The sequence below is a fragment of the Aliiroseovarius sp. YM-037 genome (genome assembly GCF_048060095.1).
Taxonomy (GTDB): Bacteria; Pseudomonadota; Alphaproteobacteria; order Rhodobacterales; family Rhodobacteraceae; genus JBLUOA01.
Window position 1 is genome coordinate 22,628 of the sequence record NZ_JBLUOA010000006.1, and the last position, 12,503, is coordinate 35,130.

Genomic DNA, 12,503 nt, shown 5'->3' on the forward strand with positions numbered 1-12,503 from the left:
TCACGACGCCTGCGCGAGCTGCATCCGCGCGTCGTCAAGGATGCGGGTCGCTTCGGACCCGGTGATCTTGGCGATGTCGTCCTGATATTTCAGCAAAGCGCCAAGCGTGTCAGACACCACATCAGGCGACAGCGCCACCGCATCCAGCGCGATCAGGCACCGCGCCCAGTCAATCGTTTCCGCAACGCCGGGGCTTTTGAACAGGTCTTCATCGCGCAGGGTCTGAACGAAACTCACGATCTCCTTCGACAAGGTCGCAGCACAATCCGGCACGCGGGCGTGAAGGATGGCGAGTTCGCGTTCAAACGCCGGATAGTCGACCCAATGATATAGGCACCGCCGTTTTAGCGCGTCATGCACTTCGCGCGTGCGGTTCGAGGTCAGGATGACAATCGGCGGCTCTGCCGCTTTGACGGTGCCGATTTCGGGGATCGTCACCTGAAAATCTGACAGCGCTTCCAGCAGGAACGCCTCAAACGGCTCATCCGTGCGGTCGACCTCATCAATCAGCAGGATCGGCGAGCCTTCGCTATGCGGCTCCATCGCTTGCAGCAGGGGGCGCTTTATCAGGTAGTCTTCGGAAAACATCTCGGCCTGCAAATCGTCGCGGCTGGTGGTGCCCGAGGCTTCGGCAGTGCGGATCGCGATCATCTGGGCCGAGAAGTTCCATTCATAGATCGCCGATGCCGCATCCAGCCCTTCATAACACTGCAACCGGATCAGCCGCCGACCCAAGGCGGCGGCAAGGGCGTTCGCAATCTCGGTCTTGCCGACGCCCGCCTCGCCTTCCAGAAACAGCGGTTTGCCAAGTTTCAGGGACAGGTAGACGACCGTTCCAAGGTCACGGCCGCAGACATATCCCTCCGCCGACAGGGCCGAAATCGTGTCGTCGATGCTTGCAGGACTATCGGCCATTGCGCTGCCTCATAGGGACGGGTTCGCGGCATTTAAGCACCCGCCCGTGAAACTGTCTACGCGGGAAAGGGTGGCACAGCAGAATTGCCAGGCCGCAATTTCCTTTCTAAGCTGGTGCGTGCTGCGAAACGAATAAAACCAATCGCAGCAATCATCTGGGAGGATAATTCATGTCAAAGTTCAAAACGCTGCTATGCAGCTGCGCCGTCGTTACGGCCACGGGGGCCGGGGCGGCCTATGCGGAAAATCTGACATTCTATTGTAGCGCGCAAGAAGACTGGTGCCAGCTTATGGCGCGCAATTTTGAGGACGCGACCGGCATCGATGTCGACATGACGCGCCGCAGTTCGGGGGAAACTTTCGCGCAGATCAAGGCCGAAGAATCCAACCCGCGGGGTGATGTCTGGTGGGGCGGCACGGGTGATCCGCATCTTCAGGCCGCTGAGGAAGGTCTGACACAGGAATATATCTCGCCCATGCGCGACCAACTACATCCGTGGGCGATTTCACAAGCGGAAAGTGCCGGCAACAAGACGATCGGTATCTATTCCGGTGCGCTTGGCTTTGGCTATAACACCGAACTTCTCGCCGCGAATGACCTGCCGGAACCGTCCTGCTGGCGCGATCTGCTTGATCCGGCCTTCAAGGGTCACGTTCAGATGGCCAATCCGAATTCGTCCGGCACGGCCTACACGACGCTTGCCACGATGGTTCAGCTGTTCGGCGAAGACGACGGGTTCAAATTCATGCAAGACCTGCACGCGAACATCAACCAATACACCAAGTCCGGCTCTGCCCCGATCAAGGCCGCAGGGCGCGGGGAAACCACGGTTGGTATCGTCTTTATGCACGACGCGGTGAAACAGGCCGTCGCGGGCTTCCCGGTTCAGGTCGTGGCACCCTGCGAGGGCACGGGATACGAGATCGGCTCCATGTCGATCATCGAAGGGGCGCGCAATCTGGAAGAAGCACAGCAGTTCTACGATTGGGCCTTGTCAGTCGACGCACAGAACCTCGCGCTTGAGGTCAACGCGTTTCAGGTGCCGTCGAACATGGGGGCCGAAACCTCGCCGTCCGCGCCGGACATGTCCGACATCACGCTGATCGACTATGACTTCACCCTCTACGGGTCGAGCGATGAGCGTCAGCGGCTTCTGCAAAAATGGGATGAAGACGTCTCAACACTTCCGCAATAAGTCTTGAGAAGCGACGCATCTACGAAGACCGCCTTCCCGGTATTGATCTTTTGGGTCATCGCCGGGTGGGTCGGGTTTTTCCTGCTGCCTTGGTATGCGGTCGATGGTGGCTTTTTCTCGTTCGAATGGCTGTTCGACGGGTATCCGCTGGACGATGATGTCGCCCCGGCAGCCTTTCTGATCGGACAAGGGCAAAAGCTGTGGCTGGCCCCGCTTTTGATCCCGCTGATCGGGTCGCTGTTTGTGCTGACCCGGCCAAAGAACGACCCGCTTTATGCGAAAACCCTTATCCTTGCCGGGGCATTTGGCTTTGGCTGGCTGATCGCCCAAGGTTTCGGCATCGGGCTGAGGGGGTGGAGCTATGGCTGGCTTGAGGCACTGTTCGGCCCGCTTGATGACCGCCAGTTCGGGATGGGCTACGGGGGGCTGATCCTCGCCAGTTCGTTCCTGTTTCTGTTCACCCAAGGCATCGCGGCACGCGGTGCGATCAATGGTGACGTGTTCGTTGTCGGCGCGATTGGTGCGGTGATCGCCATCGTCGCCACCTTCGTGTTCTTTCCAATCGCTAAAATGCTGACCGCAGCTTTCATAACTGAAGAGGGCGGCTATTCCGTCAGCGTGTTCCTGTCGAAATTCTTTGACGACCGCCTTTGGGGTCTGGCCTGCCTGACCGGTCCGGGCCGCTGCGGGGCGGCGTTCAATTCGCTGTTCCTTGCGGTGCTGGTCGGGTTCATCACTACCGCGCTTGGCCTTGCCTTTGCGTTGGTTGTCACCCACTCCGGGTTCCGGTTCAAACGGTCGATCCGAGCGCTGACGATCCTGCCGATCATCACGCCACCTTTTGTTATCGGGCTGGCGCTGATCCTGATGTTCGGGCTGTCAGGCTCCGTCACCCGATTTGTCGCGGACCTGTTCGGCGTGCAGCCGACGCGCTGGCTTTATGGCTTGCCGGGGTTGATAATTGCGCAGACCCTCGCCTTTACGCCGATCGCCTTTCTAGTGTTGATCGGCGTGGTTGAAGGCGTCAGCCCCTCGATGGAAGAAGCCGCGCAAACCCTGCGGGCGAACCGCTGGCAGGTGTTCAAGACAGTGTCACTGCCGTTGATGCGGCCCGGCCTCGCCAATGCTTTCCTGCTGGGATTCATCGAAAGCATGGCCGATTTCGGCAATCCGCTGATCCTCGGCGGGAATTTCGACGTGCTATCGACCGAGATTTTCTTTGCCATCGTCGGCGCGCAATACGATCAGGGCCGCGCGGCGGTGTTGGCGATGGTTCTGCTCGGCTTCACCCTGTCGGCGTTCTACGCACAGCGGGCGTGGCTGGGGAAAAAGTCATACACAACGGTTACCGGCAAGGGCGACGCGGGCGTTCATCCGCGTATGCCGCGTGCGTTGTCGATCCCTGTTCTGGGCGTCGCGATCATCTGGGCGCTGTTCACCGCCGTGATCTACGGCATGATCGTCTATGGCAGTCTGGTCGAACTTTGGGGCGTGCGGAACACCCTGACCTTCAAGCACTACATCACCGCCTTTTCCGTTCGGATCACCGAAGACGGCATAAGGTGGAGCGGAGCCGCCTGGGACAGCTTTTGGACAACAATCCAGATCGCGACGATTGCCGCCCCACTGACGGCGGCGGTCGGCCTTGTCACGGCCTATCTGCTGACCCGGCAAAGTTTCCGCGGCAAGAACGCGTTTGAATTTGGCACCATGCTGTCCTTCGCCATTCCGGGAACGGTGATCGGGGTCAGCTATATCCTTGCCTTCAACGTGCCACCGATTGAGATTACGGGAACTGGCATCATTCTTGTCATCAGTTTTATCTTCCGAAACATGCCGGTCGGCGTGCGGGCGGGGATCGCGTCGATGTCACAGATCGACAAGTCGCTGGATGAATCCTCGCTGACGCTTGGGGCGAACAGTTGGCATACGTTCCGGCGGGTGATCCTACCGCTGCTGCGCCCGGCCATCCTCGCCGCGCTGGTCTATAGCTTCGTGCGGGCAATGACCGCGATATCGGCGGTGATCTTTCTTGTGTCGGCCCGATACGACATGGCGACCAGCTACATCATCGGGCGCGTGGAAAACAACGACTACGGGTTGGCGATTGCCTATTCGACGACCCTGATTTTCGTGATGTTGGCCGCCGTTGGCGCTTTGCAGTTGATGGTCGGAAAAACAAAGATCGGCCGCCGCGCCGATCTTGGGGCCGGAGGATAAAGAATGACGCAGATTCACAGCAAAGCCGCTCCGGTCAGTTTTCGGAACGTCACGAAAATCTACGGCACCGATGTCGTCGCCGTCGATGACATCAGCCTTGAGATTGAGGCCGGAAAGCTCGTGACTCTGCTCGGCCCGTCGGGATGTGGCAAGACAACGACGCTCAGGATGATCGCCGGGCTGGAAATGGCAACAAGCGGGCAGATCCTGATTGGCGGGAAAGACGTGACCACCCTGCCCGCCACGGATCGCGACGTGTCGATGGTGTTTCAGTCCTACGCGCTATTTCCGCATATGACGGTTCTTGAAAACGTGTCCTATGGGCTGGGCTTTTCCGGGTTCGCCAAGGCCGAAACCAAGGACCGTGCGAACGCCGGGCTAAAGCTCGTCGGGCTTGAGGGGTTTGGCAACCGACTGCCAAGCGAGCTATCCGGCGGGCAGCAACAGAGGGTCGCCGTTGCCCGCGCGTTGGTGTTGGAACCGCAAGTTCTGCTGTTTGATGAACCGTTGTCGAACCTCGACGCAAAACTCAGGCGGCAGGTGCGCGAGGATATTCGCGAGATTCAGCAGAACCTTGGCCTGTCGGTCGTCTATGTGACGCACGATCAGGAAGAAGCGCTTGCCGTGTCCGACGAGATCGTCGTGATGCGCAACGCGTCGATCGCGCAGATCGGTAGCCCCCGCGACCTTTACGACGAACCCGCCGACCGCTTCGTTGCTGATTTCATCGGCGAGGCCAATCTGCTGCCATGCAAGATCACCTCGGTCGAGGGTGACATGGCCGAGATTTCACTGGGCGACTACCGCCACAAACTGCCCGCCCGCGGATTGCCCGTTGGCGATGCAACGCTGGCCGTCCGCCCCACCCGCCTATTGGTCGGGAGCGAGTCCGGTTTCCCCGCCAAAGTCATGAAGGCCACCTATGTCGGCAGCCGCATGGAATACACGCTAGAAACCGAGTTCGCGTCGATCTTCGCCATTCAGGACGATGTCGACACTCCGCTTGAAATCGGGCAGGAGATTACGGTCGGCCTTGCCCCCATCGGCCCGGTGCTGCTGCCTTCGGGCTAGGCCGATCCGCCGTCGAACGCCACTTCGGAAATCCGCAGTAAATCGGGAAAGACCTTCGACGTTCCGACGATAACGCGGCCACCGTCGGCGATCATCTGGTCGGCGTTCTGATCCTCGACCACGCCACCCGCCTCTGCCACGATCAACTGCCCGGCAAGGCAATCCCATGCGTTCATGTGTTCTTCGGAATAGCCCAGCAATCGGCCCGCCGCGACATAGACCAGCGACAGCGCGCCGGAGCCGTTGCGATAGAAAACACCACCCTCGGCCAGAAGCCCCGCGATCAAGCGTTCCGTCCCCTTGGTGCTGGTCCGGTGCGAAAATCCTATACCGGTCGACCCATCCGCAATGCCCCGATCCGACGTGATCCGAAGCGGATCACCATTCAGCGAAGCGCCCTGCCCACGGGCGGCGACGAACATTTCCTCATGACAGGCATCATAGATCACGCCGATCTGGGTTTTTCCGTCGCACACACCTGCGATCACGACCGTCCAAGCGGGTATCCCGTTGACGAAGTTGGTGGTTCCGTCGATAGGGTCGATCACCCACGTAAACCCCGTCGTGCCGACGGTCGGCCCGTGCTCCTCCCCCACAATCGCGTCATCGGGAAACTGTTCTGACAGGGCAGATCGGATCGCCAGTTCAACATTCCTGTCCGCTTGCGATACGAAATCCTGATGCCCCTTCTGTTCGATCCGCAACCTGTTGGGGTCGTTGAAATATTCCAAGGCCAGCTTGCCCGCGTCCCGCGCGATCCCCGCGATTTTCTCCGCGCGTTGTTTCAAATCCATATCGTCCCCCAAATGCGCAACTTGCCTCTTTTCTACAGGATTATGCCCGGTGATGCTTTGCCGTTTATGCCTTTCGTGAGACTGTGAAGCCATGCCGCGCGTCATCCGCTACCTCACCCATCCCGAAGTGCTGATCGATCCGTCAAAGGACATTCGAAGCTGGTCGCTGAACGCGGTCGGGTTGGGCCGGGTCAACGCCCTCGCCCAATCGGGCGCGCTGCGCGGGACGAACGCCATCTTCAGCAGCGGTGAAACCAAGGCTATAGAGACCGCCACGCCGTTGGCGAATGCCCTCGGGTGCGTCCTGACGATCCGCGAAAGAATGCACGAAAATGACCGAAGCGCGACAGGCTTTCTGCCGCCGAAGGAATTTGAGGCGGTTGCCGATCTATTCTTCGCCCATCCCGACGAAAGCGTGCGAGGCTGGGAAACCGCGACCGCCGCACAAGCGCGGATTGTTGGTGAGGTACAGGTGAGTTTGCCGGATGCCCCTAACGGTGACGTTCTGTTCGTCGGCCATGGCGGAGTTGGGACGTTGCTATATTGCCATCTGGCGAGCGTGCCGATCAGCCGGAAATACGATCAGACCGCAGGCGGCGGGTGTTTCTTTGAATTTAGCGATGAACAAACCACGCCAAAAACCGGCTGGCGCCCGATGGCAGAATTGACCGACCAAGACCGACCGTGAAATTTGCGCTGTTCTCGCCCGACGCAGCCGTTAGAAATACTCCAACAGAAGGAGGCTCCGTATGGCTACCCACGGCTATGAGGCAGGGCGCTTGAACCTGCCCTTTGTTGGCATCTCAACTTTCGGCAAGAAGGACTACGTCGCCGATTGGGCCGCCATCGATGCCGATGTCGCGATCTTTGGCGCGCCGTTTGATTCCGGATGCCAGTTCCGCCCCGGCGCGCGTTTCGGCCCGCGCGCAGTGCGCGAGGCGTCGACGCTGTTCAGCTTTGGCCACGCGGGGGCTTACGATCACGAAGACGACGCGACCTATCTGGGCAGCGATGTGCGGATCGTCGATATTGGTGACGCCGATATCATCCACACAAAGACCGAAGAAAGCCACGCAAACATCGAATACGGCGTGCGGAAAATCCTTGATGCGGGTGCGCTGCCCGTGGTCATCGGCGGCGACCATTCGGTGAACATCCCCTGCATCAACGCCTTTGCCGACGATTGCGCGAAGAAAGGGCCGCTTCATGTTGTCCAGATCGACGCGCATCTTGATTTCGTTGACGAACGCCACGGCGTAACGGTCGGACATGGCAACCCGATGCGCCGCGCGATTGAAAAAGATTACGTCACCGGGATGACCCAGCTTGGCATCCGCAACGTGTCTTCGACCGCGAAAGAAGGTTATGACGACGCCCGCGCGCGCGGCTCTGACATCCTGTCGGTTCGTCAGGTTCGCAAGCTGGGGACAAAGGCGGTGTTAGACCGTATCCCGAAAGGCGCGCGTTACTACGTGACGATTGATATCGATGCTTTCTGCCCCTCTATCGCGCCCGGCACCGGCACGCCAAGCCATGGTGGGTTTCTTTACTACGACGTGCTTGAAATCCTGCAGGGCCTTGCGCAGCGGGGCGATGTCGCGGGGATCGACCTTGTCGAAGTCGCCCCGGCCTATGATCCGTCGGAAAGCACACAAATCCTTGCGGCCCAATTGCTGCTGAACTTCATCGGGTTCATCTTTCATGCGCGGCGGTGACTTGCCCGACGCCATGCTCGCGAAGCAGGTCATCCCACCCGACCGAAAGCGCCTCTGCCAGCAGGTCAAAGACCAGACGGATGCGGCGGCTTGTGTGAAGTTCGCGATGCGTGACCAGCCAGACGGGGATCGGGAACGGCTCAAAGCTCGGCACGACCATCTCGATCCCGTCGGCCAGCGCGGCCATTTCGCGCGACATGATCCCAACCCCCAGCCCCTGCCGGACGAGTTGCAGGTAGACCGACCCGCTGGCGCTGATGAACTTGAAGTTCTGCCGCGTCACGGGAAGGCCGCGTTCGTTCAGCACCGGGATCATCCGTTCGACCGGATCGAACCCAATGAAATCCGCGGTGGCGAGGTCCGGCAGGCGTTCGGGGCGACCGATCCTGTCCAGATACTCGGTTGCGGCGTAAAGATGCGCGCTGCTTTCGTTCACCAGTTTCGCGATCAGTTCCGGCTGTTCGGGCCGTGCGTGCCGGATGGCGATATCCGCCTCGCGTCGCAACAGGTTCTGCACCTCGTTCGAAGTGATGATGTCAACTTCGATACCCGGCGCGATGGCGTGCAACCGCTTCAGGATCGACGGCAGCGCATAGGTCGCCATGAAATCCGTCGCTGTAATGCTGACGCGCCCCTCAACCGCCTGACTGCGCCCCGACGCGGCAAGTGACAGACCGGTCGCTGCGTCCCGCATCGCGCGGATGTGGTCAAGCAGATCAAACCCCGCCTGCGTCAGTTTCAGCGACCGCCCGAGGCGATCGAACAGCACAACGTCAAGTTCTTCCTCAAGCTGCGCAACCTGCCGGCTAAGCGTTGGCTGCGTCTGCCCAAGCGCACGCGCGGCGGCGGACAGTGACCCCTCCTCCACCGTGGCAAGGAACGCCCGCGCTTGGTTCCAGTCAAAGGCGATTGATTTCCAGCTCATACATTTACGTATATATGAAAGACGGTTTTCGGCAATTCCAATATGATTTTCGTATGTGTATCCACCCCTCAACCCGAGGAGACATCACACCGTGACACCGACGCCGAAATTCTGGAACTGGATCGCCAAGCGCTACGCGCGCCAACCCATCGCTGACGAAGCATCCTACCGCCGCAAGCTGGACGTGACGCAGGACTATCTGCGCCCCGATATGGAGGTGCTGGAATTCGGCTGCGGCACCGGATCGACCGCGTTGATCCACGCACCGCATGTGCGCCAGATCCAGGGGATCGATTTTTCCGAAAAGATGATCGACATCGCGCGGGACAAGGCGCAAGCGCAGGATGTCGGTAATGTCTCGTTCGACATCGCGACGATTGAGGATTGGCCGGACAGCAGGCGCTATGACGCGATCCTTGGCCTCAGCATCCTGCACCTGCTTGAGGATCGGGACGCCGTGCTACGAAAAGTGCGCGGCCTGCTGAAACCCGGTGGCTTATTCGTCAGCAGCACGGTCTGCGTTGGCGATACGAAAGGGATCGTCAAATGGCTTCTGCCCATCGGCTCTGCCCTTCGTCTGCTGCCGCTGGTCCGCGTGTTTACCGAAGGCGACCTGCTTCGCGCCCTGCGCCGCGCGGGGTTTGAGGTTGAACACAACTGGCGACCCGCGCCGGACAAGGCAGTTTTCATCGTAGCAAAAGCCCCGTGACCGGGCGCGTGGTAGAGGCGACCCCAAGTGATCCGCGGAAGGTCAGGATCAGACGGCTGGTGCTTGGCTATCCGCTGGCCCTGATCGCCGCCGCGACGCTTGCCAATCACCTGCTTTTAGGGGTCGCACCCCCGGCGGTCGCGCTGCCTTCCCCAGCCGTAATCACCGCGCTTGCGATCTGCGGCACGCTGCTTCTGCTCAACCACACGTGGCTGATGACCAGCACCGAACTGATCCGGCTGAACCACGACCTATCCGCAACGCCCGAAGAATGGCGCAACAGCGGGCGCAGCCGCGCCGATGCCACTCGCCAAGGAGAGGAAGAGCTGGAGCGCCGCCACAACGCCCACCGCAACACGACCGAAAACGTGGTTTACTTCGCCATCCTCGCCCTGCCCTTCGCGTTCGCCTCACCACCCCCACTCACGGCACTGGTCTGGATCATCGGCTTCGGCGTGGCGCGGTTGGGGTATACCTATTGCTACCTCACCGCGAACACGGCCGGACGCGGAGTGTTCATGAGCGCTGGCCTGGTGGCTCTATATGGCATGGCGGGGTATTTGGTGGCGGGTTTGGCTTACCAATAGACGCTGACCGCTGTGACATAGTCTGCGGCTAGAATGAATAGACACGCTCAAAAAGCGCCTCTTGCTCGGTCGGCGCTGTTGTGGGCTTCAGGGGCGAGCCTTCTGGAACGAACCAGACCGGCACGCCTTCTGGCGATGTTAAGCTGTATTCACCAGCCGGCAGGCGCAGCGGAACGGGTCTGCTTTCACCGTCAACGGTGATGCTATCCAAGGGCGCGCCCGTCGCGCTGTTGATCGCGGTAAAGGTCTTCGTCTGAAGGACGTTGAGAACTTGCGTCTGATCCGCGTCCAGCCTGCGGCCCGGAACAAGGATATTGTTTCCGACTGCGACATAGCTTTGGGCGATCAACGGCTCCAGCAACTCTGCCAACGCCTTGGTGCGATAGCTTTGGATAATCACCGCCGGATAATGCTGTTCCAGCCCCCTCATCAGGTCTGAATCTGCTCCAGCCTCCCGCGTTTTATGAACCCACATCGCATCCAACCAAGAATAGGGCTGCATTGTCCGGTTGGGCAACATCCCGATACCGTCGAAATAGGTGTCATCCTGCCCGGTCAGACTTTCGGCCATGCGAACGACAGAAAGCTGGGCCCGGTTGTCATGGTCAAAATACTGAACGTTCCGCACGCAACTGATCGTGATGAGCGCGGCGAATACCAACAGCAGGACATTCGCCCGGGCCGAAACCTCGGACAGCCGACGATAAACGATCATCGCATAAGGCGCGAGAAAGGGCAGCACCATAGTAAAGACATAAGGCCACGGCTGATTGTGGGTAAAGACAAGCAAGGCCATGACCAAGGTTGCAACCAGATGGATGCGATCCCCGGACCGAAGTTTCATGAACCGAACCGCTTGAAGCCCGACGCCGCAAAAACACAAGAGATAAAGCAGCGCGTTGCGTGACAGGGTTTGATAGAGGTAGACCCGCAGATCGGCATAATAGCTTTGGGCGGTCGTGGCGACTTCGAGAGGGCCGAAGAATGTAAGCTGCAAGACCCTCAGGGCATCGCCACCTCCGAACATCACGGCATATGAGACCACAGCCGCGATCCACCCGAGGATCAGAAGCGCGGACCGAACCAGCGCAGAGCGTATGTTGAGTGACGCCAAGGCGTCGATCACAAGGCCCGCGCCCAGTGCGACATTAAAGTAAACCGACTTTTGCGTGGAAACGAAGGCCAGACCGCTCAGAAATCCGGCAATCAACAGGGTGCGCACCCTGTCGGCTGGGGCGCGGACCACAACCCACACGGCTGTGGCGGCAAACAGAATGGCAACGGGTTCTGACCTAAGCCGAAAACTCCGCTCAATGAAGGTGCTGAAACTGAGCAACAAAACCGCAACCAGAAGCGCCTGAAACCGGGTGTGTCCCAAGGTCCGAGAGGTCAGGTAAACGACGCCGACCAGCAAGGTCGCCAACCCCGCGCTTAGCACGCGCGCGATAAGAAGCTCGCTGACGGCATCGTTGCCCAACACACCGGCGATCTTGAATACCGCCACGTAGAAAACCGTCTTTTCCGGCCAGATCGTTTCGAAAATCCCGTTGAAGACGTAATACGCCTGATGGAATTGCCAAAACTCATCCATGACGAAACGGGTGTTTAGCGCCAACGCAAACAGCGTGACGATTTTCAAAGCCAACGCGACCATGACCAGTTTGATCACCAGCCCGGACGTCCGGTCGATGGCGTTCGAAACCGGCTCAATACGCGCGGCTGTCATGCCTGGCGGTCCGCCGACGCGACGAGAAGCGCGAGATTTTGCTTCCAGGGATTGATCGGGCGTTCGCCCAATATCGACTTTTCACCGAAACAATCGGCGATCAGGCTGACCTGCTCATCCTTCGTCATGTAGCTGACGCCCTTGTCGCCGCCGATATGAACATCCGCCACATACACCGCGAGGTGTGGCAGCGTCGGGCGGCGCACCCAGTCTTTGAAGATAAGCCGCCCACCCGGCGCCAACATCTCACGGGCCGCATCCAGAATACCGGCCCGCAGGTCTGTCGGCACATGGTGCATCACATCGTTGATGACGATCAGGTCGTATGTCCTGTCGCCTTTTTCCGCCAGTTCCTCGGCGGTGATCTGAACAAACGACACTCGATCCGCGGGGCCATCATACATGCGCCCAAGGTGGGTGATGATATCAATGCCAGTGTAGTGCGCGTCAGGGAAATCCCGGACCAGCCGTTCTGCCAGCGCACCTTCGCCACATCCGATTTCCAGGATCGTTTCCGGCGTGACCCATTCGCGGATGCACGCGGCAAGATCCTCTAGATCGATAAAGAAACGGCGGTATAACTCAGATACCTGACGTTCGTAGGGGCCAAATGCGCGCCTGACGGTTCTACCAATAGATCCCATG

General features: G+C 59.6%; 12 protein-coding genes. 7 read left to right on the plus strand and 5 right to left on the minus strand.

Features of this window, described 5'->3' with window-relative positions:
* Complete coding sequence (locus ACEWPJ_RS16430; RefSeq protein ID WP_416514208.1) at positions 1-915, minus strand: AAA family ATPase; 915 nt, start codon at positions 913-915, stop codon at positions 1-3.
* Positions 916-1,085: 170 nt separating this feature from the next.
* On the opposite strand from ACEWPJ_RS16430, the gene ACEWPJ_RS16435 reads away from it, so the two are divergent.
* From ACEWPJ_RS16435 to ACEWPJ_RS16445, 3 genes are read left to right on the plus strand one after another with little or no spacing between them, the layout of a single operon-like run.
* A complete protein-coding gene (locus ACEWPJ_RS16435; protein ID WP_416514209.1) occupies positions 1,086-2,111 on the plus strand; it encodes an ABC transporter substrate-binding protein in 1,026 nt (341 codons plus the stop codon).
* 42 nt (positions 2,112-2,153) lie between these two features.
* Entirely contained in the window at positions 2,154-4,331 is a 2,178-nt protein-coding gene (locus ACEWPJ_RS16440) for an ABC transporter permease (protein ID WP_416514210.1), read from the plus strand.
* A 3-nt stretch (positions 4,332-4,334) separates the two neighbouring features.
* On the plus strand, positions 4,335-5,402 hold the full coding sequence (locus tag ACEWPJ_RS16445) for an ABC transporter ATP-binding protein (protein WP_416514211.1): 1,068 nt from the start codon (positions 4,335-4,337) through the stop codon (positions 5,400-5,402).
* Here ACEWPJ_RS16445 and ACEWPJ_RS16450 read toward each other — a convergent pair.
* Positions 5,399-6,196, minus strand: coding sequence for an inositol monophosphatase family protein (locus tag ACEWPJ_RS16450; protein WP_416514212.1), 798 nt, complete (start codon positions 6,194-6,196; stop codon positions 5,399-5,401). The genes ACEWPJ_RS16445 and ACEWPJ_RS16450 overlap by 4 nt on opposite strands.
* Positions 6,197-6,287: 91 nt before the next feature.
* Between ACEWPJ_RS16450 and ACEWPJ_RS16455 the strand changes: the two genes are divergently transcribed.
* Together ACEWPJ_RS16455 and speB are read left to right on the plus strand one after the other, a co-directional pair.
* The gene (locus ACEWPJ_RS16455; RefSeq protein ID WP_416514213.1) at positions 6,288-6,884 is read left to right on the plus strand and encodes a histidine phosphatase family protein; all 597 of its coding nucleotides are present in this window, start codon (positions 6,288-6,290) and stop codon (positions 6,882-6,884) included.
* 61 nt (positions 6,885-6,945) lie between these two features.
* The gene (gene speB, locus ACEWPJ_RS16460) at positions 6,946-7,911 is read left to right on the plus strand and encodes an agmatinase (RefSeq protein ID WP_416514214.1); all 966 of its coding nucleotides are present in this window, start codon (positions 6,946-6,948) and stop codon (positions 7,909-7,911) included.
* On the opposite strand, the gene ACEWPJ_RS16465 is transcribed toward speB, so the two are convergent.
* On the minus strand, positions 7,889-8,836 hold the full coding sequence (locus tag ACEWPJ_RS16465) for a LysR family transcriptional regulator (RefSeq protein ID WP_416514215.1): 948 nt from the start codon (positions 8,834-8,836) through the stop codon (positions 7,889-7,891). The genes speB and ACEWPJ_RS16465 overlap by 23 nt on opposite strands.
* 91 nt (positions 8,837-8,927) lie before the next feature.
* Here ACEWPJ_RS16465 and ACEWPJ_RS16470 point away from each other — a divergent pair, with 91 nt between their 5' ends.
* Both ACEWPJ_RS16470 and ACEWPJ_RS16475 read left to right on the plus strand, forming a co-directional pair.
* Entirely contained in the window at positions 8,928-9,545 is a 618-nt protein-coding gene (locus tag ACEWPJ_RS16470; RefSeq protein ID WP_416514216.1) for a class I SAM-dependent methyltransferase, read from the plus strand.
* The gene (locus ACEWPJ_RS16475) at positions 9,542-10,132 is read left to right on the plus strand and encodes an MAPEG family protein (RefSeq protein ID WP_416514217.1); all 591 of its coding nucleotides are present in this window, start codon (positions 9,542-9,544) and stop codon (positions 10,130-10,132) included. The genes ACEWPJ_RS16470 and ACEWPJ_RS16475 overlap by 4 nt, the downstream gene beginning before the upstream one ends.
* 28 nt (positions 10,133-10,160) lie before the next feature.
* On the opposite strand, the gene ACEWPJ_RS16480 is transcribed toward ACEWPJ_RS16475, so the two are convergent.
* Positions 10,161-11,858, minus strand: coding sequence for a glycosyltransferase family 39 protein (locus ACEWPJ_RS16480; protein ID WP_416514218.1), 1,698 nt, complete (start codon positions 11,856-11,858; stop codon positions 10,161-10,163).
* Positions 11,855-12,502 (minus strand): class I SAM-dependent methyltransferase, encoded by a 648-nt coding sequence (locus tag ACEWPJ_RS16485; protein ID WP_416514219.1) that lies wholly within the window; start codon positions 12,500-12,502, stop codon positions 11,855-11,857. Before ACEWPJ_RS16485 ends, ACEWPJ_RS16480 begins: the two co-directional genes overlap by 4 nt.
* Position 12,503: the final 1 nt, after the last annotated feature.

Coding starts and splice junctions, on each gene's coding strand:
- ACEWPJ_RS16485 (WP_416514219.1), bottom strand. CDS start 12,502: ATGGGATCTATTGGTAGAACCGTCAGGCGCGCATTTGGCCCCTACGAA.
- ACEWPJ_RS16445 (WP_416514211.1), top strand. CDS start 4,335: ATGACGCAGATTCACAGCAAAGCCGCTCCGGTCAGTTTTCGGAACGTC.
- ACEWPJ_RS16430 (WP_416514208.1), bottom strand. CDS start 915: ATGGCCGATAGTCCTGCAAGCATCGACGACACGATTTCGGCCCTGTCG.
- speB (WP_416514214.1), top strand. CDS start 6,946: ATGGCTACCCACGGCTATGAGGCAGGGCGCTTGAACCTGCCCTTTGTT.
- ACEWPJ_RS16435 (WP_416514209.1), top strand. CDS start 1,086: ATGTCAAAGTTCAAAACGCTGCTATGCAGCTGCGCCGTCGTTACGGCC.
- ACEWPJ_RS16450 (WP_416514212.1), bottom strand. CDS start 6,196: ATGGATTTGAAACAACGCGCGGAGAAAATCGCGGGGATCGCGCGGGAC.
- ACEWPJ_RS16480 (WP_416514218.1), bottom strand. CDS start 11,858: ATGACAGCCGCGCGTATTGAGCCGGTTTCGAACGCCATCGACCGGACG.
- ACEWPJ_RS16465 (WP_416514215.1), bottom strand. CDS start 8,836: ATGAGCTGGAAATCAATCGCCTTTGACTGGAACCAAGCGCGGGCGTTC.
- ACEWPJ_RS16455 (WP_416514213.1), top strand. CDS start 6,288: ATGCCGCGCGTCATCCGCTACCTCACCCATCCCGAAGTGCTGATCGAT.